The 25069-nt window shown below is 63.2% G+C and carries 22 protein-coding genes; 13 read left to right on the top strand and 9 right to left on the bottom strand.

Annotated elements, in window-relative coordinates:
• Positions 1–122: 122 nt before the first annotated feature.
• The 9 genes from fliF to I0K07_RS09775 are packed head-to-tail and all read left to right on the top strand — an operon-like array spanning position 123 to position 9559.
• Positions 123–1766, top strand: a complete 1644-nt coding sequence (gene fliF / locus I0K07_RS09815) for a flagellar basal-body MS-ring/collar protein FliF (protein WP_203292868.1) — start codon at positions 123–125, stop codon at positions 1764–1766.
• Between the two features lie 8 nt (positions 1767–1774).
• Complete coding sequence (gene fliG, locus I0K07_RS09810) at positions 1775–2797, top strand: flagellar motor switch protein FliG (protein ID WP_203292866.1); 1023 nt, start codon at positions 1775–1777, stop codon at positions 2795–2797.
• Positions 2798–2812: 15 nt separating this feature from the next.
• Positions 2813–3460, top strand: a complete 648-nt coding sequence (locus tag I0K07_RS09805) for a FliH/SctL family protein (RefSeq protein ID WP_203292864.1) — start codon at positions 2813–2815, stop codon at positions 3458–3460.
• A gap of 12 nt (positions 3461–3472) precedes the next feature.
• On the top strand, positions 3473–3838 hold the full coding sequence (gene fliN / locus I0K07_RS09800) for a flagellar motor switch protein FliN (protein ID WP_203292862.1): 366 nt from the start codon (positions 3473–3475) through the stop codon (positions 3836–3838).
• 24 nt (positions 3839–3862) lie between these two features.
• Positions 3863–5230 carry a sigma-54-dependent transcriptional regulator FlbD gene (flbD, locus tag I0K07_RS09795; protein WP_203292860.1) on the top strand — a complete coding sequence of 456 codons (1368 nt, stop codon included), beginning with the start codon at positions 3863–3865 and terminating at the stop codon, positions 5228–5230.
• 12 nt (positions 5231–5242) lie between these two features.
• Positions 5243–7375, top strand: a complete 2133-nt coding sequence (flhA, locus tag I0K07_RS09790; RefSeq protein ID WP_203292858.1) for a flagellar biosynthesis protein FlhA — start codon at positions 5243–5245, stop codon at positions 7373–7375.
• 34 nt (positions 7376–7409) lie between these two features.
• A complete protein-coding gene (locus tag I0K07_RS09785) occupies positions 7410–8402 on the top strand; it encodes a flagellar biosynthesis protein FlhF (RefSeq protein WP_203292856.1) in 993 nt (330 codons plus the stop codon).
• Positions 8402–9202: a nucleotide-binding protein gene (locus tag I0K07_RS09780; protein WP_203292854.1), complete on the top strand. Its 801-nt coding sequence runs from the start codon at positions 8402–8404 to the stop codon at positions 9200–9202. Before I0K07_RS09785 ends, I0K07_RS09780 begins: the two co-directional genes overlap by 1 nt.
• A 33-nt stretch (positions 9203–9235) precedes the next feature.
• On the top strand, positions 9236–9559 hold the full coding sequence (locus tag I0K07_RS09775; RefSeq protein WP_203292852.1) for a hypothetical protein: 324 nt from the start codon (positions 9236–9238) through the stop codon (positions 9557–9559).
• 53 nt (positions 9560–9612) lie between these two features.
• On the opposite strand, the gene I0K07_RS09770 is transcribed toward I0K07_RS09775, so the two are convergent.
• Positions 9613–10599 (bottom strand): DUF6607 family protein, encoded by a 987-nt coding sequence (locus I0K07_RS09770; protein ID WP_203292850.1) that lies wholly within the window; start codon positions 10597–10599, stop codon positions 9613–9615.
• Between the two features lie 135 nt (positions 10600–10734).
• On the opposite strand from I0K07_RS09770, the gene I0K07_RS09765 reads away from it, so the two are divergent.
• Positions 10735–12819, top strand: coding sequence for a TonB-dependent receptor domain-containing protein (locus I0K07_RS09765; protein WP_203292847.1), 2085 nt, complete (start codon positions 10735–10737; stop codon positions 12817–12819).
• Positions 12820–12954: 135 nt separating this feature from the next.
• Here I0K07_RS09765 and I0K07_RS09760 read toward each other — a convergent pair whose 3' ends face one another.
• On the bottom strand, positions 12955–13371 hold the full coding sequence (locus I0K07_RS09760) for a flagellar FliJ family protein (RefSeq protein ID WP_203292845.1): 417 nt from the start codon (positions 13369–13371) through the stop codon (positions 12955–12957).
• Positions 13368–14711 carry a flagellar protein export ATPase FliI gene (gene fliI / locus I0K07_RS09755; protein WP_203293315.1) on the bottom strand — a complete coding sequence of 448 codons (1344 nt, stop codon included), beginning with the start codon at positions 14709–14711 and terminating at the stop codon, positions 13368–13370. Before fliI ends, I0K07_RS09760 begins: the two co-directional genes overlap by 4 nt.
• A 527-nt stretch (positions 14712–15238) precedes the next feature.
• Between fliI and ctrA the strand changes: the two genes are divergently transcribed.
• Positions 15239–15934: a response regulator transcription factor CtrA gene (gene ctrA, locus I0K07_RS09750; RefSeq protein WP_138511993.1), complete on the top strand. Its 696-nt coding sequence runs from the start codon at positions 15239–15241 to the stop codon at positions 15932–15934.
• Between the two features lie 206 nt (positions 15935–16140).
• Complete coding sequence (locus I0K07_RS09745; RefSeq protein WP_203292843.1) at positions 16141–16692, top strand: hypothetical protein; 552 nt, start codon at positions 16141–16143, stop codon at positions 16690–16692.
• Positions 16693–16758: 66 nt separating this feature from the next.
• Here I0K07_RS09745 and I0K07_RS09740 read toward each other — a convergent pair whose 3' ends face one another.
• The 6 genes from I0K07_RS09740 to chpT all read right to left on the bottom strand — a co-directional run bounded on the left by I0K07_RS09740 (position 16759) and on the right by chpT (position 23240).
• Entirely contained in the window at positions 16759–17595 is an 837-nt protein-coding gene (locus I0K07_RS09740; protein ID WP_203292842.1) for a CheR family methyltransferase, read from the bottom strand.
• A 2-nt stretch (positions 17596–17597) separates the two neighbouring features.
• Complete coding sequence (locus I0K07_RS09735; RefSeq protein ID WP_203292840.1) at positions 17598–18785, bottom strand: protein-glutamate methylesterase/protein-glutamine glutaminase; 1188 nt, start codon at positions 18783–18785, stop codon at positions 17598–17600.
• Positions 18786–18795: 10 nt separating this feature from the next.
• Complete coding sequence (locus I0K07_RS09730; protein WP_203292838.1) at positions 18796–19170, bottom strand: response regulator; 375 nt, start codon at positions 19168–19170, stop codon at positions 18796–18798.
• A 14-nt stretch (positions 19171–19184) separates the two neighbouring features.
• Positions 19185–19670 (bottom strand): chemotaxis protein CheW, encoded by a 486-nt coding sequence (locus I0K07_RS09725; protein WP_203292836.1) that lies wholly within the window; start codon positions 19668–19670, stop codon positions 19185–19187.
• A complete protein-coding gene (locus tag I0K07_RS09720) occupies positions 19667–22459 on the bottom strand; it encodes a chemotaxis protein CheW (RefSeq protein ID WP_203292834.1) in 2793 nt (930 codons plus the stop codon). The genes I0K07_RS09725 and I0K07_RS09720 overlap by 4 nt, the downstream gene beginning before the upstream one ends.
• Positions 22460–22568: 109 nt before the next feature.
• On the bottom strand, positions 22569–23240 hold the full coding sequence (chpT, locus tag I0K07_RS09715; RefSeq protein WP_203292832.1) for a histidine phosphotransferase ChpT: 672 nt from the start codon (positions 23238–23240) through the stop codon (positions 22569–22571).
• A 227-nt stretch (positions 23241–23467) separates the two neighbouring features.
• On the opposite strand from chpT, the gene I0K07_RS09710 reads away from it, so the two are divergent.
• Positions 23468–24949, top strand: coding sequence for a M23 family metallopeptidase (locus I0K07_RS09710; RefSeq protein WP_203292829.1), 1482 nt, complete (start codon positions 23468–23470; stop codon positions 24947–24949).
• The last annotated feature ends 120 nt before the right edge of the window (positions 24950–25069 follow it).

Raw genomic sequence — 25069 nt, 5'->3', positions numbered from 1 at the left:
GGGTTTTCCCGGCGGGATGCATTTCGTATTCGGCGCCATTAAAGTCTCGTTTACGACACAGGTAGGAAAATTCTGCCCAGTGCTTCGCTGATGAAGCGCGAACCAGCAGGCAGGACTTCCTTGTGAACGCGATACTCGAACAATTCAGGGCTTTTGGTGCCGGTCGTCTGACAGCCATTTTTGGACTGGCCGTCGGCGTTGCCGTCGCGCTCATGTATTTTTCCGGTGCCGTGGGCGGCGGCAGCCAGGCGCTTCTCTATTCCGGTCTCGACCCGGCAGACGCCGCATCCACCTCCCAATTGCTGGACCAGGCGAATATCGCCTACGAGATCCGCGAAGGCGGCACCGCCATCTATGTCAACCGCGACCAGGTTGATGAAGCCCGTGTGCGCCTCGCCTCGTCCGGCCCGCTGAGCGGTGCCTCGGTCGGTTATGAAATCTTCGACCGCCAGGACAGTTTCGGCCAGACCTCTTTCGTCCAGAACATCAATGCCAAGCGCGCCCTGGAAGGCGAGCTGGCCCGCACGATCCAGTCCCTGGCCTTCGTCAATTCCGCGCGCGTTCACCTGAACCTGCCGGAGCGCCGCCTGTTCGCCCGCGACCAACAGGCCCCGACCGCCGCTGTCACCATTTCCGCGAGCCAGCGCCTGAACAGCGAACAGGTTCGCGTGATCCGCAACATCGTCGCCTCCGGTGCCGGTCTGGAGCCGGGCCACATCTCCCTGTCCGATGATCGCGGCCGTGTCCTGGCCAATGCGACCGAGGACGGCATGGCCGGTTCCGCATTCATGGATGAGCGCCGCGCCGAGATCGAAGCGGCCATGCGCCAGAACATTCTGGACATTGTTGAAGGCGTGGTCGGACCGGGCGCTGCCCGCGTCCAGGTCACGGCCGAACTGAACCGCCAGAGCGTCACGCAGAGCTCGGAAACCTTCGATCCGGAAGGCTCCGTCCTGCTGTCCCGCGAGCGCTCCGAAGACATTTCCAGCGACCAGGACGGCAGCCGCAACCGCGTCTCCGCCTCCGAAAACCTGCCGGACACCGAAGGTGAAACCGGGGCCGGCAACCCGGCCAGCCAGTCCAACCGTGAGACCTCCTCGGAAGTCGTCAACTATCGCCTCTCCTCCACCACGCGGACCGAGGTGATCGAGGCCGGTGCCCTGGAGCGCCTGTCCGTCGCTGTGGCCGTCGATGGCATTGTTGATCTGCAGGAAGACGGCAGCACGGTGTGGCGCGAGCGCCCGCAGGCCCAGATCGACGAGATCGAGGCCCTGGTCCGCTCCGCCATGGGTTATGCAGAAACCCGCGGCGACAGCCTGACGGTCCGCCAGATCGAATTTGCCCGCGCCAACCCGCTGCTGGGCACCGCGGCGACGAGCGGCTTCTCCTTCTCCAAGAATGACATCATGCGGGTTGCGGAAATCGTCGTCCTGTTCGTGACCGCCCTGCTGATCATCTTCCTGGTGGCCCGCCCGCTGGTGAAGGGTGCCAGTGGCGCACCGATGCCCCAGGGCCTGGCCCTGGCCGGTGCCGGCGCAGGCGCAGGACCGCAACCGGCAATCGCCGCGGCTCCGGCACCGGCTGCCCTGCCGTCCAGCGGTGGTGCTCCGGCCCTACCCTCTGCGGCGGCTGGCCATGACTCCATCGACATCGAGAAGATCGATGGTCAGGTCAAAGCTTCCTCCCTGAAAAAGGTCGCCAACATTGTCGACTCCCACCCGGAAGAATCGATCTCGATCCTCCGCTCCTGGCTGCATGAAGGTTGATTTGAGACATGGCTGACAAACGCGCTGTCGACGATCCTGCCCGGCTCAACGGTCCTGAAAAGGCCGCTGTGATGCTCCTCGCCCTGGGTGATGAGGGTGAAACGCTGTGGCAGCAGCTGGACGAAGAGGAAATCCGCGAGGTTTCGCAGGCCATGTCCAATCTGGGCACGGTCACATCCAGCGCGGTTGAAAAGCTGATCGTCGACTTTGTCGGCCAGATGTCGTCCACCGGTTCGCTGATGGGCTCCTTCGAGGCCACCCAGCGCCTGCTCACCTCTTTCCTGCCGGGCGACAAGGTCGAATCCATCATGGAAGAGCTGCGCGGTCCCGCCGGTCGGACCATGTGGGACAAGCTGGGCAATGTGAACGAGGTCGTCCTCGCCAACTATCTCAAGAATGAATACCCGCAGACCGTGGCCGTGGTCCTGTCCAAGGTGAAGTCCGAGCATGCCAGCCGCGTCCTCGCTGCCCTGCCGGAAGATTTCGCCCTGGAAGTGGTGACCCGCATGCTGCGCATGGAACCGGTCCAGCGCGAAATCCTCGACCGGATCGAAGAGACGCTGCGCACGGAATTCATGTCGAACCTGGCCCGCACCTCCAAGCATGACAGCCACGAGATGATGGCGTCGATCTTCAACAATTTTGACCGCCAGACGGAAAACCGTTTCCTGGCCGCCCTGGAAGAACGCAATCGCGAGAGCGCCGAGAAGATCCGCTCTCTCATGTTCGTGTTCGAAGACCTGTCCAAGCTGGACCCGGGTGGCATCCAGACCCTGATGCGCGCCATCGACAAGGAACAGATGGCCCTGGCTCTGAAGGGTGCCTCGGACAGTCTGCGCGATCTCTTCTTCTCCAACATGTCCGAACGCGCCGCCAAGATCATGCGCGAGGACATGAACGCAATGGGGCCGGTGCGCCTCAAGGACGTCGACCAGTCCCAGCAGGCCATTGTTTCCGTGGCCAAGGACCTGGCTGCCAAGGGCGAGATCATGCTCGCCGATGGCGGTGCCGACGACGAACTGATCTACTAACGGGTGGGCGAACCAATGAATCCGACGAAATTCGATTTCGACACAGAGTTCGACCATAACGGCGAAATCCTGCGGGAAGGCGAGAGCTATAAGCGCTTCTTCACGCAGGACGATGTCGATGCCGCCCGCATGTGGGGCGTCGAGGAAGGCCGCGAGATGGAAGAGGGCCGCTGCGCGGAAAACCTCCAGGCCATCGCGTCCCAGATGCAGCTGATCCTGGCCCGCCTCGCCCATGAATCCGACGCGCTGCGCCAGGAATCCGCAGCCCTGGCCATCGCGGCTGCCCGCAAGATCGCCGGCCATGCCCTCAACCAGTATCCGCTGGACACGATCGAGGAAGTGGCCCGCGAAGCCGTGCAGGACCTGCGCTCCGAACCCCGCCTGTCCGTGCGCTGCGCGCCGGAACTGGTGGAAGCGCTCTCGGAACGACTGGAGCAGACCGCCCGCCAGGCCGGATTTGACGGCGCCATCATGGTGCGCGGCGAACAAGGCATGCGCAGTGCCGATGTCCGCCTGGAATGGGGTGCCGGCGCCATCCAGCGCAGCGCCGAGGAAATCGATCAACGCTTGAATGATGTGGTGGCCCGCTGGCTGGACGCTGCACCGGAAGAGACCAGTGAGGACAGCGCCCCGGGACATCAGTCCGGCGCGTCCGCTGCCTAAGGGAGGCCTTTCATGGCTGACGAAAACAATTTCGACCTGCCCGATCTCGGTGCTGATGCCGGCCAGCAAGTGCCGGCCACGCAGGACCCGGTTCGCGCCGACTCCATGCTGGAAGAAGAAGAGAAGGCGGCCGCCGACCTGGCCCCGGTCTTCGACGTTCCGGTGAACATCTCGGCGGTGCTCGGCAAGGCGCATATCGACGTCAACTCGCTGCTCAAACTCACCTCCGGCTCGGTCGTCGAACTGGACCGGAAGATCGGCGAAGCCATCGACATCTACGTCAACAACCGGCTGGTAGCCCGCGGCGAAGTCGTCGTGGTGGAAGACCGGCTGGGCGTGACCATGACGGAAATCATCAAGGACGGGGACTCGGCCTAAGGCCGGTCAGGACGGAGCTAAACCATGAGAATTCTGATTGTAGGCAGCTTGGGCGGACAGCTTCATACCGCCACCAAGATCGCCCTGGACCGCGGAGCGAAAGTCTCCCAGGTCGACACGATCGAGCAAGCGACCGCCCATTTGCGGGCCGGTCGCGGTGCCGATCTGCTCATGGTGGATCTCAATCTGGACGTCCAATCCCTGATCGCGGCGAATGAAGCCGAGCGGATCACGGTTCCGGTCGTGGCCTGCGGCGTCAATGTCCGCCCGGAAGCGGCTGCGGCTGCCATTCGTGCAGGCGCCAAGGAATTCATCCCGATGCCGCCGGATGCCGACCTGATCGCCGCCGTCCTGGAAGCGATTGCCGACGACGAACGCCCGATGATTGCCCGCGACCCGTCCATGAAGGCGGTCATCGAGCTTGCTGACCGTATTGCCGGATCCGATGCCTCCGTCCTGATCACCGGTGAAAGCGGTTCCGGTAAGGAAGTCATGGCGCGCTACGTCCACGCCAAGTCCAAGCGCGCTGCAGCTCCCTTCGTTTCCGTCAACTGTGCCGCCATCCCGGAAAACCTGCTGGAATCCGAACTCTTCGGTCACGAGAAAGGCGCCTTTACCGGCGCTGTGGCCCGCCGGGTCGGTAAGTTCGAAGAGGCCGATGGCGGTACGCTCCTGCTGGACGAAATCTCCGAAATGGACATTCGTCTCCAGGCCAAGCTGCTGCGCGCCATCCAGGAACGCGAGATCGACCGTGTCGGCGGCACCAAGCCGGTGAAGGTCAATATCCGCATCCTCGCAACCTCCAACCGGGACCTGCGCAAGGCTGTTGCCGAAGGCATTTTCCGCGAAGACCTCTTGTTCCGCCTGAATGTCGTGAACCTGGCCCTGCCGCCGCTGCGCGAGCGTCCGGCCGACATCCTGGCCCTGTCCGAACACTTCGCGAAGAAATACGCCGCGGCCAATGGTATCGAGGATCGTCCGATCTCCGACAGCGCCCGCACCCAACTGCTGGCCCGCGAATGGACCGGTAACGTCCGGGAACTGGAAAATGCGATGCACCGCGCCGTGCTGCTGGCCTCGGGCCGGGAGATCACGCCGGACGCGATCCGCATGCCTGACGGCTCGGCCTTTACGGGATCCGGCAATTCCATCGCCCGCCAAGCGGCCGATGCCGCTCAGACCGTCCAGACCGACATGATCGGCCGCACGGTGGCGGAAGTGGAACAGGACCTGATCCTGAACACGCTGGATCATTGCCTGGGTAACCGGACGCATGCCGCGAACATTCTCGGCATTTCGATCCGTACCCTGCGCAACAAGCTGAAACTCTATTCTGACCAGGGCTTGGACATCCCCGCCCCGAACCAGACTGCTGGCGTCAACGTAGCCTGATAGGACACGAACTTGGCCGACACCGCTGCCTCCGAACCCACTGCCAACGCGGCCGGTGGACTTGATTTCCGCGCCCTGCTGAACCGCGTCATGCGCGGCGATGTGGCACTCGCCGTGGGCATCCTCGCCATCCTGGTGATGCTGCTCCTGCCGATGCCCAGCATGCTGCTGGACTTCTCCCTGGCGATCTCCGTGTCGGTCTCCGTTCTCGTCCTGATGACGGCGCTCTTCATCAAGAAGCCGCTGGAATTCTCGGCCTTCCCGGCCGTTCTGCTGATCACCACCCTGCTCCGCCTGGGCCTGAACATTGCCTCCACCCGCCTGATCCTGTCGCGCGGGCATGAGGGCACGAACGCCGCCGGCGAAGTGATCGAGGCCTTCGGGGCCTTCGTCATGCAAGGCAATGTGGTGATCGGGATCATCGTGTTCGCGATCCTGGTGATCGTGAACTTCGTCGTGATCACCAAGGGTTCCGGCCGGATCGCGGAAGTCGCGGCCCGCTTCACCCTGGATGCCATGCCCGGCAAACAGATGGCGATCGATGCCGACCTCTCGGCCGGGCTGATCACCGAGGATGAGGCCCGCAAGCGCCGCGCCGAACTGGAAGGTGAGAGCAATTTCTTCGGCGCCATGGATGGTGCCTCCAAATTCGTCCGTGGCGATGCCATGGCCGGCCTGATGATCACCGCGATCAATCTGATCGGCGGCATGATCATCGGCGTCGCCCAGTCGGGCATGGATTTCGGCAGCGCCGCCGCCGCCTATTCCACCCTGACAATCGGTGACGGCCTGGTCTCCCAGATTCCGGCCCTCGTCATCTCCGTTGCCGCCGGCCTGCTGGTCTCCAAGGCCGGTGTGGATGGCGAAGCCGACAAAGCCGTGTTCGGGCAGCTGACTGCGAACCCGCAGGGCCTGGGCCTGGTGTCCGCCGTGGCCTTCATGGTCGGCGTCCTGCCCGGCATGCCCTTCCTGCCCTTCGCCCTGATGTCCGCCGGTGCCGGCGCCCTGGCCTGGATGAACCGGGACATTGCTGAACGAAAAGCCCAGGAAGAAGCCGAGGCCGAAGCCGAGAAAGTGGCCGAGGAAGCCTCCAGCAAGGCCAATGAAGAAGCGCCGATCGAGGACAGTCTCGCCATTGACGAGCTGAAGATCGAACTGGGCTATGGCCTGCTGCCGCTGATCAATGATGTCGACGGCCGCAAGCTGACCGACCAGATCAAGGCGCTGCGCCGCTCGCTGGCCGAGGAAATGGGCTTCATCACCCCGGCGGTCCGCATCATCGACAACATGACGCTGGGCAATAACGAGTACACGATCCGCATCAAGGAATTGGAGGCCGGCCGCGGCCAGCTGCAGCTGCACAAGCTTCTGGTCATGGATCCGTCCGGTCTGCCGATCGACATGCCGGGCGACCACGTCAAGGAACCGACCTTCGGCCTGCCGGCCACCTGGATCGAGGAAGGCCTGCGCGAGGAAGCCACTTTCCGCGGCTACACGATCGTGGAACCGGCTGCGGTCATGGTCACCCATCTGACCGAATTGCTGCGCGAGAACATGGCCGACCTGCTGTCCTATGCCGAGGTCGAAAAGCTGATCGACAAGCTGTCCAAGGAACACAAGAAGCTGGTCGACGACATCACGCCGGCCCAGATCAGCCGTGCCGGCATCCAGCGCGTCCTGCAGATGCTGATCAAGGAACGCGTCTCGATCCGCGATCTGCCGACCATTCTGGAAGGCGTCGCCGAGGCCAGCGCCACGACGCAGAATATCGACGCCATTGTCGAACATGTCCGTGCCCGGCTGGCGCGCCAGCTGTGCCACTCCAACAAGGCGCCCGACGGGGTCCTGCCGGTGCTGGCCATGGGCCCGCAATGGGAGCAGGCCTTCCTGGAATCCCTGGTCGGGGAAGGCGATCGCCGCCAGCTCGCCCTGGCGCCGTCCAAACTGCATGATTTCGTCGCCGCGATCAGAAACTCTTTTGAAACCGCATCAACGCAGGGTCATGTACCGGTGCTGCTGACGAGCCCGATGATTCGTCCGTATGTCCGCTCGCTGGTGGAACGTTTCCGCCCGCAGACTGTGGTGATGTCGCAGAACGAGATTCACCCCAGCGCCCGGCTGAAAACCCTGGGCCATGTCGGCTGAACGGCCGCATGACCGCCCGCAACTGATCTGAACGATGCGACTTAGAACCTTCTCTGCCCAATCCCTGACCCAGGCCATGGCGGACGTCCGCCGTGAAATGGGCCCCGAAGCGGTGATCATCGCCACCAGCGATGGTCCGGACGGGGGTGTCCAGGTGCGCGCTGCGGCGGAAGCCACGCTGATCCGCGAACCGGCCGAACCGGTGCGCGAACGCTCCGAACGCCTCAAGGCGGAAGCCGATATCGAACGCGGCCTGCGCGAAGACAATGATCTGGACCGCGTGATCCGCGCGCTCGGATTCCACCGCGCGCCCGGCATCTCGGCACAGGCGCTGATCCGCTCGGCCCATGACCTGACGGATGGCCATGCCGTGTCGCGCCTCGCGCACGCGATCGAGGCCCGCTACACCTTCCAGCCGCTGCCCGCGATCCCGGAACATCCGGTCCTGTTCGCCGGCACGCCGGGTGTCGGCAAGACATCCGCCCTGGCCAAGATTGCCGCCCGCGCCATCACGGCCGGCGCAACACCCACCCTGATTTCCTGCGATGGCGAGCGGGCCGGTGCCGCCGGCCGCCTGTCAGCGCTGGCCGAACGCATGGGCGCACAGTTCAAGTCCGTCGACGATCCGCGCGAGATGATCGAAACCGTGGACGCGATCGAGGGTCCGATCCTGGTCGACAGCCCGGCGATCAACCCGTTCGAGCTGGACGATCTGGACATGACGCTCGCCTTTGCTGACAGCGCCCAGGCCGAGATCGTCTATGTCTTTGATGCCGGGCTGACGCCGGAAGATGCCGAAGACGGAGCCTCCCTGTTCGCGTCAATCGGCGCGAGCCGCTGCATTCCGGTCAAGCTGGACTGTGCCCGCCGCCTCGGCGCCATTCTGGGCGTCGGTGAAACCGGTCTGGCCTTCGCCCAGATTTCCTCAACCCCCTTCATCGGCGGCGGCCTGGCTCCGGCCACGCCCCTGCGCCTGGCGCGCGCGCTGATCGAAGATCGCAATTCCCCGTTCGAAGAGGCGGACTGATGAAGCTCGCATCCGCACCACAAGACCGTTCCGCCGGGCGCATCCTGGCCGTGGCCTCCGGCAAGGGCGGGGTCGGCAAGACCACCTGCTCGATCGGCATGGCGCACGCCTTCTCCGGCCTGGGCGAACGCGTCCTCCTGGTCGATGGCGATCTGGGCATGGCGAATATCGACGTGCAGCTGGGCCTGCAGCCGACCTCCGACATCACCAGCGTTCTCAACGGCCGCGTCAATCTCAAGGACGCCGTCACACCGGCCCTGGGCGGTGCGGGCGAAAATGGCGGTTTCGATGTCATCTCCGGCCGTTCCGGATCCGGGGCCTTGGCCAATCTGTCCGGGCCGGGCCTGACCAAGCTGGCCAGCGGCGTTGCTGCCCTCTCCCTGTCCTATGACCGGGCCGTGCTGGACCTGGCTGCCGGTGCAGACCGCGCCACGATCCGTCTCGCCCTGACCGCCGACGATGTCGTGGTCGTCATCAATGATGAGCCGACCTCGCTGACCGACGCCTATGCCTTCGTGAAAACACTGCGTCTGCATGATGATGGCGCCGCGCCGCTGGTCGTCGTCAATAACGCACCGGATTCAAAAACCGCCCGCGAAGCCTTCGCCGCCTTCCGCAAGACCTGCGAAGCCTTCCTGTCATTCACACCCACCCTAGCCGGCATCATTCGCCGTGACGCAAATGTCCCAGCCGCCATCCGGCAACAGACCTGTGTCGCCAAGCGCGCACCGGCCTGTGATGCCGCCAAGGATATGCGCGGCATTGCCGGTTCGCTCGCTCGCGGCAAGGAAGCGGCCTAAACTGCCCACGGGGCAAGGAGACCGGGGAGCATCATGTACGACACTTGGGGAGACAGGCTGGCATCGGGTTTTACCCTGTTCGACTGGTGGCTGATCATCGTGCTGTCGCTGGTCGCCGCGCTGATCATGCGCAAATGGCCGCAATGGCCGGCCGCCGCCGCGATTGCCTTTTTCGTCGATGCCGCAGCCCCCTTCTTCTACCGGTGGGCCATGGGCATTCCGCCTGACTTTGCTTTCGACTTCGCGGTGTCCCGCCTGGACGAACGCGGCGGGATCATCGTCCTGCTCCGCCTGACCTTCTACATGGTCCTAATCGGCGGAATTTACTGGACGAAGCGACGCTACGGCCGGAACTGAACAAAAAAGGCGGACCCTCGGGCCCGCCTTTTTCGTGTCCGTGATGCGCAGCGCTATTCGATCACGGTGATCTGGCTGTCCAGATAGGTCTCGGCTTCCGCAAAAGCCTCTTCCACAGTCGCAAGACCGAACAAGACCCGCTGCCCCGCCTCCAGAACCGGGCCATAGAGGAGCGTGCCCTCGGCATCATCCTCGATATGGAAGCGCTGCGTATTGTCTTCCAGCCAGTCGAAACGGGCCCGAACCAGCGCCCAATAATCCTGGGTCGCAGCCCAGTAATCCAGGGCGGCCTGGTCGTTGGACAAATCGGTATTGCGATAGGTGTTCACGCCGATCTCGCGAACAATCTCATGCGTGGAACCATCCGCTTCCACCACGATCTTGGAATTGTCCTGCTCATGGGTCCAGCCCCAGGGCGTGATCGTGTGGCGGTTCACGGCAGCGATGACATCATAGTCATCACGGGTCGTGTCATCGCGGCGCGGCAGGGGACGCCAGGAGACCGGCGGCTCCCAGGTCGATACACCGTCTGCATCATGCGACCACGGCGCGACGGCGGCATAGCGCGGGCTGTCATCGACCTGATAAACGGTCTGCGCCCAAGCCCCGGCCGCCTCGTCTGCGGAGACCGGCTCCACGGTCCAGTCATCATGTCCCTGGAAGGCCAGCACGGTCGCGGGCTGGTATTCCCAGTCCTGGCGCCAGTGCTTCACAATGAAGGGATTGTCCTCCTCACCCACGATCAGCAAGTGCTGGAGCATGATGAAGTCGCCAGTGTCCTCAACCACGATCACGACTTCCCGGGCCGGTGTCAGTTTCGGCTCGGCCAGCTCGTAACCCTCGGCCACCGGAACCGTTTCGCGGAAATCGAACGTCACGGCGTACTCGCCCTGCATGGCCAGGATCGCGGCCCGGTCCTGCTCATACTGGGCCTGCGTATGCGTCAGGCCAGCCGGTGCGCTCGAAACAGTCTGCGTATCCGTGGTGGCGCAGCCCGCCATCAACAGTGCAGCGGCTGCGGAGAAGTAAGCGATTTTCATAGGTGTCCTCATGCCCCGTCTAAAAACCCGGAAAGTTTTCCGGTGTAAGTCGCGAAAGATTCTCACTTGCATTCGCGAAAAGCAAGGGGCAGAACTCACATTAATGCAAATCATTCTCAAACAGAGGGAAGCGAGATGAGATCCGTGTTGTTGAGTGGCGCTGCGGCGCTGGCACTGGCCACGCCTGTTCTGGCCCAGGATGGAAACGAAGACGACGCGATCGACGTCATCGTGGTCGAGACGACCAAGACCGATCTGGACGCCTTCGTCTATCCGGGCATGACCGCCACGATCGACGCCGAAGCGATCGACCTCTACCGCCCGTCCGACCTGGACGATTTGCTGCGCCAGCTGCCTGGCCTGGAGGCCAGCGGCGGACCGCGCCGCACGGGCCAGACGATTGCCTTGCGGGGCCAGGGCCGGGAAAACACCACACTCCTGCTGGATGGGGCCCGCCAGAATTACGGCTCAGCCCATGACGGCGTCTTCTTCATCGACCCGGCCCTTCTGGTTGGCGTCGAAGCCGTGCGCGGGCCGGCCTCTGCCCTCTATGGCTCGGGCGCGTCGGGCGGTGTTGTCGCCTTCCGGACCGCCGGTACCGATGATCTTCTCGGCGCGGATGAAGACTGGGGCTACAGCCTGGGCGCGGGCTATCGCACGGTGGATGAAGAATTGCGCGGATCGGCCAGTCTTTATGGCCGCCACGGACGTTTCGACGGCCTCGTCTCTGTCTCCCGCCGCTCGTCCTCAGATATCACGCTGGGTTCGGGCGACAGCCTTCCGGCCAGCGATGAAAGCCTCTCCACCCTTCTCAAGCTGGGCCATGATGTCACCGACGGTATTCGCGCTGAGTTGAGCTGGCAGAGTTTTGATGGCGAAGCGGTCGAGCCCAATAATGCCCAGGGCGTTGCGACGGTCGGGTCATTGAATGCGCTCGCCCAGAAGGAGATCGACGCCGAGAACCTGACCCTGAATGCCAGCATCGCACCGCCCAGCCTGCCCTGGCTGGACCTGGACCTGACCGTCTATTCCAACACGTCCGGCGTCGACGAGTTGGAACTGGCGTCCGGCCGCCAGCTCCGGCGCGATCTGGAAACCCTGGGCATCCGCGGGGACCAGCGCTTTGAGTTCAACCTCGGCGCCTATGAGGCCGCACTCGTGGTGGGCGGTGAATATTATGAAGACAGCCAGGATGGGTTCGACAGTGGCGATGCGACCGGCACACGCGGCGGCGCTCCGGATGCCGACAGCCAGTTCGCGGCGGGCTGGACCCAGCTGGAAATTGACGGCCCGGCGCCGCTCGGCCTGCCCGGCCGGCTGATCGTGCTGCCCGGCCTTCGCTATGATTCTTTCGAGACCTCCACGCCGACAAGTTCCGCCGTTTCCAATGACGCCACCTCAACCCGTCTGGGCCTGACCTATGCCCCGACGGAGACCTTCAATGTTTTCGTCAGCTGGGGCGAGGCCTTCCGGGCGCCCTCGATCAATGAGCTCTATATCGACGGGACCCATTTCTCCTTCCCGCACATCATTCTGGGCGCGCCCTATTTCATCTCCAATGAGTTCATCGCCAATCCGGACCTGCTGCCGGAAGAGACCGAAACCCTGGAGATCGGATTCAGCCTGGACCTGGCCGATCAGCTCGGCGTGGACCGGCTTGACCTGCGCGCTTCGGTCTATGAGACCCAGGCCGACAATCTGATCGATTTGTTTGTCGACTTCTCCTTCGACGCGACCTGTTTCGTGCCGCCCTTCTTCTCGCCCTGCTCGGCCGGCACGACGCAAAGCCGCAATGTCGGGTCCGCAGAACTGAGCGGGTATGAAGCCCAGTTCGGCTTTGCCAACGGACCGCTCGCCATCGACGCTTCGCTGACAGGAATTGACGGGGAAGATACGCAGACCGGAAATCCGCTGGGCTCTTTGGCGCCGACACGCCTCTTCGTGGATGCGCGCTGGCAGTTCGAGGACCGGCGCTTCCTGGTCGGGAGCCGGATCCAGGCGGCCGACGACTATGATGCGCCGACCGATCCGGACGAGCACCGGGCCGGCTATGTCGTCGCCGACCTGTATGCACGCTGGCAGCCTTTTGCCGAGACGGGTCTGACCTTCAATGCCGGTGTCGAGAATGTGCTTGACCATGACTTTGACCGCGTCTTCGCCGGGGTCAGCGAACCGGGGCGGTCCTTCCGCTTCGATATCGGCTGGTCACGGAACTTCTAGCCGCGAACGCGGCTGGGCGGGGCAGCGTGTTGTGCAGCCTCGCCCGGCCGGTCCATGCAGACCGGCTCATTTCGCAGGTGGGAAACTGTGAAAGCTCAAACTCCCGGGCCTTCCGCGTGAAGGTCCGGGACTTTTTTAGTGCGGGCGCGAGTGACGGATCTGCGCGATCTCGTCCAGCTCGTCCTGTTCGGCCTGGCGGACCGCTTCCTCGATCCGGGCCAGACGGCGCTCTTCGAGCAGCTCATACTTCTTGAGCTCCTGGAAGGCTTCCGACAGGCGGGCGCGCAGCGCATCGGCCTGAACCTCGACCTCGTCCAGCGACAGGCGGATATTCTCTTTCCGCTTGATCACGGCCTGGGCGTAGGAGCCATAGGCGATGAAGCCTTCCTTGAATTCGGTCGCCGCCGCCTGTTCTTCCGGAACGGACGCTTCTAGGCGTTCGATCTGGTCGATCAGGGATTGGCGCGAACGATCAAGCTCGGCCATCTGTTTCTGCAATTCTTCGACCTTGAACCGGGCCAACCGGATCAGGGGTTCATGCGAGCGTGTCATGAGCGCTCTCCTTTACCACCACCCAAAATCTCGGCCAGCATGGCGAAGGTCGACGGGATATCCGCCGCCTCGTCTTTTTGCTGTCCGAGGAATGCTTCCAACGGTTCGTTGAGAGCAATTGCCCGGTCCACCACCGGGTTCGATCCCTGGGTGTAAGCCCCCAGTCGGATCAATTCTTCCATGTCGGCATAGGCCGACAGAAGCTTGCGTGCTTCGGCCACAAAGGGACGCTGCTCGGGGTCATAGACCTCCGGCGCGGTCCGGCTGACCGATTTGAGAACATCAATGGCCGGATAGCGACCCCGCTCGGCGATCGAGCGGCTCATCACGACGTGACCGTCCAGGATACCGCGCACGGCATCGGCGATCGGCTCGTTATGGTCATCACCATCCACCAGAACCGTGAACAGGCCGGTGATGGTGCCGGTCTTGCCGCCATCCTGACGTTCCGGTCCCGGACCGGCCCGTTCCAGAAGACGCGGCAGTTCCGCAAAGACAGACGGCGTATAGCCGCGTGTCGTCGGCGGTTCACCGGCGGCCAAGCCGATCTCGCGCTGAGCGAGGGCAAAACGGGTGACACTGTCCATCAGGCAGAGGACGTCGAGACCCTGGTCGCGGAAATATTCCGCCGTGGTCAGGGTCAGATGGGCCGCCTGGCGACGGGCCAGGGCCGGCGCATCGGACGTCTCGGTAATAACGACGGAGCGCTTGCGGCCTTCCGGGCCCAGCACATCCTCGACAAACTCACGGGCTTCACGGCCCCGTTCGCCGATCAGGCCGATTACGATGACGTCGGCATCGCAGGCCCGCGCCAGCATCGACATGAGCACGGACTTGCCAACGCCGGAGCCGGCGAAAATACCGAGACGCTGACCGCGCCGCATCGGAATGAAACCATTCAGCACCCGGACGCCCATATCCAGACGGTCGCCCAGACGGGCCCGTCCATGAGCGCTCGGCGGATTGCCCTTGAGCGGATAGGGATGGCTCCCCTCACTCAATGCACCCTGCCCGTCCAGCGGCCGGCCGAAACCGTCCAGCACGCGTCCCAGCCAGGACTGCGAAGGCCGGACACGGGCCGCTTCGGGCTGCAGAAGAACTTTCGCGCCCGGCCGGACACCTTCCAACGGGCCGAAGGGCATCATCAGGGCCGTCTCACCCCGGAAACCCACAATCTCGCATTCGGCAGTGCCCGCAGACGTCTCGATACAGGCATGCGCGCCGAGAGAGAGGCCCGCCTTGGGACCCTCTGCTTCAACGAGCAAACCATTGAGCGCACTCACGCGGCCTTCCAGCACGCGATCATCCAGGCGCTCAACGCGATCGATCAAAGTTTGCATCATTACGGGTCAGCCCGCCTCATCAACACCCGGTGTTGGGTACCGGACAGGACGCACTCTACGGCCCAGCCGGTTGCGTTCGTGTAAACACCCGGCATTTTTTGCAGGCTAAATTCGACTGAAATCAGTGCGGCCGGACTCCGATTCCCGATTCGAGTCCCGAATAGAGTGAATTCAGGTGTGGAAAACGGAATCGGGGGTTCGGAGCCCTGAAAACCGGTCAAACCCGTGTTCAAACCCGCACTTGAGGGGCCGCAACTGGCTATACTTTATGCGTGTTATATTTGATCAATCCACAATGATTTGAGTCATTTCCGGCATTCCCGGCCGCGTTAACCCTTGAATGGTTAACGCGATTTGCGAATCAAGCCGCCCAGCGCGATTCAGCTTTCCTGACGATTCTGAAACAGGGTCAAGCCGCAGTTAACTTTCGTTAAGGGTTTCCGCCTAGCGTCCAAATAAGGTTAATCACGAGGTGAGGCCGGGCGGCACTGATTCGTCCGGTAAGGCAAACCGGAGGCGAACCAATGCGGGTTCTTCTGATTGAGGACGATCGGGCGACTGCCCAGTCCATCGAACTGATGCTGAAGTCTGACGGCTTCAATATCTATACAACTGACCTGGGCGAAGAGGGTGTCGATCTCGGCAAGCTCTACGACTACGACATCATTCTTCTGGACCTGAACCTGCCCGACATGCCGGGCTTCGATGTCCTGAAGACGCTGCGCATGTCGAAAATCGACACGCCGATCCTGATCCTGACCGGCAATGCCGACATCGACAACAAGGTCCGGGGTCTGGGCTGTGGCGCCGACGACTACATGACCAAGCCCTTCCACAAGGATGAGATGATCGCGCGTATTCACGCCATCGTCCGCCGCTCCAAGGGCCATTCCCAGTCCATCATCCGTACCGGTTCCATTGCCGTGAACCTCGACGCCAAGACGGTCGAGGTCGAAGGCCAGCGCGTGCACCTGACCGGCAAGGAATACCAGATGCTGGAGCTGCTCTCCCTGCGCAAGGGAACGACGCTCACCAAGGAAATGTTCCTGAACCACCTTTATGGTGGCATGGACGAGCCGGAACTGAAGATCATCGACGTCTTCATCTGTAAGCTCCGCAAGAAGCTGGCAGCGGCCACCCAGGGCGAGCATTTCATCGAAACCGTCTGGGGCCGTGGCTATGTGCTGCGTGACCCGGTCGAGGAAAAAGCCGCCTCCTGACCGGCCTCACATCTCGACCTTGAAGAGCCCGGGCGCCTGCGCCCGGGCTTTTTCATGCGCATCTCCGGCCGCCTCCCCCGTTCAGGGGTTTGGCACCCCCGCAATTCACACCTAGTGTTGTTTCGCAATCAAGGGGGAAGCCGATGCGCTGGTTTATGTCACTTTGCCTGAGCCTGGGTCTGTCATCGTCCGTTTGGGCCGATGAGATGGACGATGCAGAGGCGATCGTCACCGAAATTCTGTCTCGCCTGTCGGACGTGAGTGGCGTTACCATCGACAACCCCGAGCACCTTCGCGCTGTGCTCGCAACGGATCTCCAGCCGTTTTCGGATGAGGCGGATGCGCGGGGTGTCCAGTGGGCCACGAGCTACCGGATGGATTTCAACGCCAGCGAAGTCGAGCGGCATGATGCGGATGGCAATCCCATTCCCCTCGACCCAGCCACGCTGGAGAGTGACGACCTCATGCCGGAGCCGGATAACCAGTGTGATCCGGCCGTCGCCTATCCGCTTTCTGAAGGCTCCACGGCCGATGCAAGCTGGCAACGCTGTGGCTGGTTCGAATCCGACGAGACGGGTTACTACTTCATCGATTTTTCAGAGCTGCTCTACGGTCGTGACGGCAATTACCGCTGGCTTCGCTTTGGTATCGCCCTGCACTCGCCCGATGAGGCCTATGTCCAAGACCTGGCACCTACTGCCACCGCCCTGCTGAACACACTCATGGACAGTGTCAGCGCGGCCTCGGTGGACGACTGACCCAAAGAAAAGGGCGCTGCATCCCTCGATGCAGCGCCCTGTCTCAGATTCTGTGTCGCTTTAGGCCTAGGCAGCGGCCGACTTCGCCGCACCCGCCTTGCCGTAAAGGCCGCGGCGGCCCTCCACCGGCGTATAGTCCTGGGACAGGCCCACAACCGTCTCGGCCGCGCCCATGATCAGATAGCCGTCCGTCGCCGTCTGACTCGCCAAGCGGGACAAGACACGCTTCTTGGTATCGGCATCGAAATAGATCAGCACATTGCGGCAGAAGATCACGTCGAAGGAACCCAGATTGGAGAAATTCTCCAGCAGGTTCTGCTTCTGGAAATTCACCATGGCGCGGATATTCGGCTTGATCCGCCACTGGTCACCCTGCTGCTCGAAATGCTGGACCAGCCGCTGGATCGCAAGGCCACGCTGGACCTCGAACTGCGAGTAGACACCAGCCTTGGCTTTTTCCAGGACACGCGGCGCCATGTCGGTCGCCACGATCTCGAAGCGCAGACCGCCGAGACGGGCCCGCTCCTCTTCCAGCATCATGGCGAGCGAATAGGGCTCCTGACCGGAAGAACAGGCCGCACACCAGATGCGGATCGAACCATTGCTGCCGCGCGCGCGTGAAAGGACGGGCAGGATTTCCTGCTTGAACAGGTCAAACGGCGTGTTGTCGCGGAAGAAGAAGGTCTCGTGCGTCGCAAGGGCCTCGGTGATCTGCCACAGGATCCGGTCATTGGGATCCCGCTTGGCCGCACCGATCAGCGCTTCAATGGACGGATAGCCTTCAGCCCGGGCGAGCGGTGCCAGACGGCTCTCGAGCAGATAACCCTTGTCGGTAGACAGGACCAGACCGGACCGCTTGTAGGCCTGTTCGGCCACGAATTTGATGTCGTCAGTACTGATCATGGCTACATTCCATTCTTCGCGCGCGTGGCAATGCCCGCACCGATTTTCGCCAGGGGCAGGATTTCGTCGGCCAGGCCGGCTTCGGCCACGGCTCCCGGCATGCCCCAGACCACGCTGGTCGCTTCGTCCTGGGCCAGGATGGTGCCGCCTGCATTGCGCAGATGGCGGCAGCCTTCGCGCCCGTCATGTCCCATACCCGTCAGGATCACACCCAGGGCCCGGCCACCCGTGACTTCCGCCACGGACTGGAAGAGCGGGTCCACGGCGGGACGGCAAAAATTGATCGGCGGCGTCTGGTCCAGCACGGCATAGAAGCCCGCCGCATCCTTGCGCACCGTCATGTGGAAATCGCCCGGGGCCACATAAATGCCGCCACCGGTGAGACGCTCACCATCCTCGGCTTCCTTGCAGCGCAGCGGACAGGCCTTGGTCAGGTGTTCCGCCAGGATGCGGGTGAACAGGGCCGGCATGTGCTGGGCGATCACGATCGGCGCGCGCATGTCGGCGCTGAAGGCGGCCACGACGTCACGCAGCGCCTGCGGACCGCCTGTGGACGAACCGATGGCGATGATTTCCGGCTTGCAGTTGAGACGCTGGCCAGGACCGCGCGCCGGAGCCCGGGCCGGGGCCATCGGCCGGCGAACCGGAGCCGATGCGGCGGGAGCCCCCGCCGGCGGTGCCGAACGCGCCGTCGGCGGCGTCGGGGCGGCCGGGCGAGCCGGAATGTCACGCTGTGTGGGAACCGGGGGAATCGGACGCGGTGCCAGAGCTTTCAGCTTGGCAAGCAGGTCGCGGCGGAACTCCTCGGCACCGGCCAGACGGCCGGCTTGCGGTTTCGGCGCATAGTCCGCAGCTCCCATGGACAGGGCGCGGATCGTCACCTCACCGCCGCGGCGGGTCAGCGTTGACGCCATAACAACCTTGGAGCCCGGAACCGCTTTCAACAAAAGCGGCAGGGCGGCCAGGCCATCCATTTTCGGCATTTCGACGTCAAGCACGATCAGGTCGGGCTTGAGTTCCTGGGCCTTCTTCAGGCCTTGTTCTCCATCAACCGCCGATCCGACCAGGGTAAGATCCGGGTCTTCTTCGACCCAGCGGGTCATCAGGCCCCGCGCGACAGCGGAGTCATCGATGACGAGGACTTTGGCGATGGAATTTGCAGGCGCGCCGTTGGGGGCGAGTTCCGGCATGGAAAACTCCTTAAGAGGCGCGGAGCAATCCGGTCTGTTGGAACTTGGACTCGATGATTTCGCCATCGAACGGCTTCATGACGTATTCGTCGGCACCGGCCCGGAGGGCTTCGGTGATGTGCGCCATGTCGTTCTCCGTGGTGCAGAACACCACGACCGGGGTGTCGCCACCCTCTTCACGACGCAGCGCCTTCACGAAGTCCAGACCGTTCATGACCGGCATGTTCCAGTCGAGGAGGACGGCATCGGGCATTTGCTTGCGGCAAGCCTCAAGCGCTTCGGACCCGTCCGCTGCCTCGACACAATTGAATTCGAGCTCTTCGATGATTTTGCGAGCGACTTTCCGGATCACCCGGGAGTCATCAACAACGAGACAGGTTTTCATGCCCTTACCCCTCCTCAGGCCGCTTCATTCTTGCGCGCGACCGTTCCAATCACAGCCGACACGTCCAGCACGGCGAGCAATTCTTTTTCCAGCCGGTGAACCCCCTTCACCATGGAACGCCAATTGGCGTCGACATGAGCGGGGACCGGTTCCAGCTCCGACCGCGGACGGCGAAGCACTTCACCGACACTGTCCACGATAAGTCCGAAAATTTCGTTGCCGCGCTCGACACCCAGCGCCATGCCGGTTTCGGTTTTCTCGCGCGGGGGCAGGCCCATGCGACGGCGGGCGTCGATGGCCGTGACAATCCGGCCGCGCAGGTTGAGCAGTCCGGCCACCTCATCGGGGGCACGCGGGACATGCGTCACCGATTGCGGGGCGAAGACTTCGCGGATCTGGTCGACCGGGGCACCGAAGAGTTGGTCGCCAATGCGCACGGAGACGTATTCATTCATCGCCTCGGCGCTCAATTCATTGGAAGCGGTGTGCTGCGTGCTCATGCCACTTTCTCCTCTTGGGACACCTCATCGAGGGCCGCAATCAGGGCACCGCGATCCGATCGCGGCAGAACCATGGTCAGGCCTTCAGCCTGGGTGTCTTCCGGCCAGTCGGTGACGGCCAGGGCCGGCAGGTCGGCCCACAGGCCTTCCTTGCGGATACGGTCCAGAGCACCCGGATCACCGACAAGGGCGTCGAAATGCTCACCAGCCTCGGCAATCGCCTTGACCTCGTGCATGCCGCCCGACGGCGTCACGTCATAGCCGGCAGCGGCCAGCAGCGGCGCGATCATGCGGCGCGCGAAGGCGTCGGCATCGACCAGAAGGACCTTGCGGCGGCGCGAGGCGGAGCGGCGCTGGATCTCGCCGGCACGCGACTGGTCGAGATACCAGGCGATGTCGACAACGTCCGTCGCCTTGCCCTTGATGATGGCGGAGCCGATGACGCCCTGACGGTCCGAAGACATTTGCAGGTCGACGCGCTCTTCCACCACATCGACAATCTCGTCGACGGCCAGACCGATGGAGGTGTGGTTCTCGGCAAAGACGAGCACCGGCTGGCGCTGGCCTTCGCGTTCCGTGACTTCCGCGCCCAGCGGCACGATCGGCATGAGGCGGCCACGATACTGGACCACCCGGCGGCCATTCGTGTTCTCCAGGGCGGACAGGTCGAACTCTTCCAGACGGGTGACCAGGGCAAGCGGAACCGCCTTGGGCTCCTCGCCGCCGGCACGAACCAGAAGCAGACGCTGCGTCTGCTGGTCCAGCTCGGTAACCGTCGCGGACTGGGATGTTGCAGCGGTTTCTTCGTCCATGGCGGAGACAATCTCGCCGGCCAGGCCATTGGGATCCAGGATCATGATGACGGAGCCATCGCCCAGGATGGTCGCACCGGAATAGGCCTGCACATTGCGCAGGGATTCCGAAAGCGGCTTCACAACGATTTCCTCGGTGTCGAGCACATTGTCGACCACCAGGCCGACATTGCGGCCGCCCGCGTCCAGCACGACCACGAAGGCCGCCTGTTCGTCACTGGTCTGCTTGGCCTCGCCAACACCCAGAACATTGTGCAGATCAATGATCGGCATCAGACGGTCACGCAGGCGCATGACCTGGGCACCGTGCAGGTTCTCGACCGAATGCTCGGACCCGGCACCGACGCGGACCAGTTCGCGAACCGACAGCTGCGGAATGGCGAAGCGTTCTTCGTCACAGCCCACGATCAGGGCGGAAACAATCGCCAGGGTCAGCGGGATCTTGATCGAGAAGTGCGAACCGCGGCCGGCCGTCGAGGACACGTCCACAACGCCGCCGATCTGTTCGATATTCGTGCGCACCACGTCCATGCCGACGCCGCGGCCGGACAGATTGGTGACTTTCGCCGCCGTGGAGAAGCCCGGCGCAAAGATGAAGCGATGGATCTGCGCTTCGGTCATGCGCTCCAGCTCATCATGCGTGGTCAGGCCTTTTTCCAGGGCCTTCTCGCCGATGCGCTGGGTGTCGAGGCCTTTGCCATCGTCCGAAATCGCAATGATGATGTGACCGCCTTCATGATAGGCGGACAGTTTGATCGTGCCCTTCTCCGGCTTGCCGGCGGCAGCGCGGTCGGCCGGCATCTCCAGACCGTGATCGGCCGAGTTGCGGACCATATGGGTCAGCGGATCCTTGATCAGTTCAAGAACCTGGCGGTCCAGTTCGGTGTCCTGGCCTTCCATGACCAGTTCGATCTTCTTGCCCAGATCGGTGGACACGTCGCGAATGATCCGCGGCAGTTTGCGCCAGGCATCGCCGATCGGCTGCATGCGGGTCTTCATGACACCGTCCTGCAGTTCGCCGGTGACAGCGGACAGGCGCTGCAGCGGGCCTTTCAGCTCGTCATCTTCCAGACCGCGAATGGTCTGCATCAGCTGGTTCCGGGTCAGAACGAGTTCCGACACCGTGGTCATCAGGGATTCCAGCACATCAACGCCAACGCGGACGGTCTGCTGGACGCGCGGACCGCCTTCGCCGTGATTGGCATCGGCACCGCCCTTGAGTTCCGCCATGGCGGACTGCAGGGCTTCTTCCTGGCTCATGTCTGCGGTGATGAAGTCAGCTTTCGGAGCGGCCGGGGCTGCCGGGGCAACAGCCGGGTCGGCTTCAGCATTCATGAACGCAGCTTCCAGCTCGGCGGCCGACACTTCACCCGGGCGCAGCTCGCGGCCCAGTTCAGGATCGAAATCGCCAACACCGAGATGTTGGACCTCAGCCGGCTCTTCCGCCACCGGTTCCGGTGCCATGCCCGGATCCACTTCGGCGTTATTGAAAGCGGCTTCAAGATCGGCAAGGGAGACTTCACCCGGGCGCAGTTCACGGCCGAGATCCTCGTCCCAATTCTCGGGCTTTTCAGGAACGGCCTGTTCGGCACCTTCCAGCTTGCCCATGGACGCATCCTCGAGACGTCCGATCAGCGCGGAGTCTTCACCTTCCGGCTCCTGGCCGGTGGCTTCGAGTGATTCGAGCAATTCCTTGATCTGGTCGATCGCCTGGAGAACCAGGGTCACCATCGGCGGTGAAACCTTCAGCTCGCCATCGCGGAACTTGCCAAGAAGCGTCTCGCCAGCGTGGGCGACGGCTTCAAGTCGCGGCAGTCCGAGGAAGCCGCAAGTCCCTTTGACGGTGTGCAAAAGGCGGAAAATATTGTCGAGAATGGCCCGGTCTTCCGGGTTGTTCTCGAAGCGCACCAGTTCGGCGTCAATGACGTCCAGGCTCTCGGCCGTTTCGGTCAGGAACTCGCTAATGAGATCGTCCATGGCATGCCCCGTATACGGTAGTGATTTCACCGCACACTGGCAGGCCTTAGTTAACGGACTCCTGCCTGCCTGAAACTGGGCATGAATAGGATATGAGCAAAGACCGGATTTAGCCGATCATTCCTTCAACGGGCTTGAGCAATGCTTGGAACTCGACCCGCTCACCATCCGCGTGAGCGCTGACGCGACCACCGGCACTACGGGCGATCAGCGCCGTGTAATAGGGCTGGATGGAACGGCCATCGAAACCATTCTCCGGAGCCTTGCCTTCCAGGGCCAGAGCCGTGCCTTCCTCGAGGCGGGCACGCGGTCCTTCGGTAACCACGCGCAGGCGCGCGCCACCGGCAGAGGATGTGGCTTCAACCGTGACCGTGCCGCCGCGCGGTGCCGCATCGACACCCAGCGAACACAGATTCAGAAGAAGACGGCCGGCATTCTTTTCAAGACCGGCAGCCTCAACCTTCCAGACGATTTCCGGCTTGAAGGCCTGATACATGTTTTCCGCCAGACGCTGCAGCTCGCGGCAATCGAGAACGCCCGGTGCCGAGCCGCCGCCACCAAAGGCCAGCCGGGCAAATTCCAGCTTGGCCTGGGCCTGGCGCGAGCTCTCGCGGACCAGGTCCATGGCATCTTCATGCATGTCGCTGGAGTCCGGATCATCAATCACACTCAGGGCTGCACCGAGTGCGGACACCGGGCTGACCAGATCATGACACAGCCGGGAGCACAGGAGTGCGGAGAGCTGTTCGGCGGCGAGTTCGGACGGAAAATCATCAAGCATGGAGCAAGGCATACACGATTCTCCCCTGCACTCCCGCGTTTTCGCAGCGTCCTGTGATGAAACATTCAGAGGAAAGGTCTTGGCAACCGGATCAGTCCAAGACATGATTCGTTCCCGGTTGGAGGGGGCACTCGAACCGATACGAGACACTCCGTTCGGTGCGAGTTTTGCTAGACAGACCGCGTAAGCCACGTGGCGTTAGAAGCTGACCGGAGTATGGACACCGAATGTCCGGATTTGACGTATCCCGCGCCGATGCCCACCGCACGCGCGGCCTGGTGGCCGCAGCGAGCCTGAGCCTGTCGGCCATCCTCCTGTTCGCCCTCATGACAGGGCGCGAGTCTCAGAGCGAGGCCGCCACGCTCGAACGCGAGCCGGTGACCGAACTTGTCCAGGTCTCCACCGACCCCGCCACGATCGAACCGGCCCAAGACACGGAACGCGAACGCGCCCTGGAGCCGCCAGGCCTGAGCCCCGCCTTCCCGACCGACATCATTGCCCTCAACACGGCGGCCTTTGCTGACTGCGTACGCTGCGCGACCACCATCCAGGTCGAGCGCGAAGTGCCGCGCGGCGGCACGCTGGCCGGACTGCTGGATGATTCCGGCATCGACCGGGTCGAGGCCGCCCGCGCCATTTCCGCGCTGAACACGCTCTATGATCTGCGCTATCTGCGCGCCGGCCAGAATATCCGCATCTATGTGGAGACCACGCCGGGAGCCGAAGGCGAAGACGACACGCTGCGCCTGAACGGTCTGTCTTTCCGCCCCGATGTGGAACGCTCCATCACGGTGGCACGGACCTGGGACGGTGAATACCGCGCCCGCGAAACCATTGCCCAGTTCGAACGCGAAATGGTGCGCTCCTCCGGCGAAATCACCACCTCGCTCTATGTTGACGCCCTGAATGCCGGCGCCACCGACCGGGTTGTCGTCGAACTGGCCGGCGTGCTGGCCTATGCCATCGACTTCCAGCGCTCCATCCAGCCGGGCGACGGGTTCGATATCGTCTTTGAACGCTTCGTCGATGAAGAGGGCGAAACCGCCCGCACCGGCGACATCCTTTATGCCCGCTATGAGGGCCGCGGCGAGCCGAAGGAATTCTTCCGCTATGAAACGCCCGACGGCATTGTGGGCTATTACAGCTCCGAAGGGGCCAGCGCCCAGCGCCTGCTGATGCTGACACCGATCAATGGTGCCCGCCTGTCCTCACACTTCTCCCGGGCGCGCCGCCACCCGATCCTGGGCTATACACGCCGCCATAACGGGACCGATTTCGCCGCGCCGCGCGGCACGCCGGTCTATGCGGCCGGCAATGGCGTCATCGAGCGCGCCGACCGCTATGGCAGTTTCGGCAATTATGTCCGTATCCGTCACGCCAATGGCTATCAGACCGCCTATGCCCATTTGAACGGTTTTGCCCGCGGCATGCGTGCCGGCACCCGCGTCACCCAGGGCCAGGTCATCGCCTATGTCGGCACGACGGGCCGGTCCACGGGGCCGCACCTGCATTATGAAGTCCATCACAATGGCACGCCGGTGAATCCTATGACGCTGGATCTGCCCACGGGCCGCCAGTTGAATGAGGACGAAATCCCGCTGTTTGAAGCCGAGCGTGATCGCATCATCGCCATCCGCGATGCCGCCGCCCCGGCCGCCGAGCCGAGCGAGACCCCGCTCGTGGCCGATGCCGGAAACGGCGCGCAGTAGAGGCTGCCACACTTGCTGGAATGAAGGCGCGTCCGGGTCAGAGGGAAATCCCCTCACCCGGACGTTTTCATGCCCAACATTCTCTCATCTGCGCTGGTGACCTGCCCGTTGTGAGTTGCG

The organism is Maricaulis parjimensis (assembly GCF_016817355.1).
Classification (GTDB): domain Bacteria; phylum Pseudomonadota; class Alphaproteobacteria; order Caulobacterales; family Maricaulaceae; genus Maricaulis; species Maricaulis parjimensis.
Note: the sequence above shows the minus strand (reverse complement) of the source record. Positions and strands in the feature narration are given on the sequence as shown.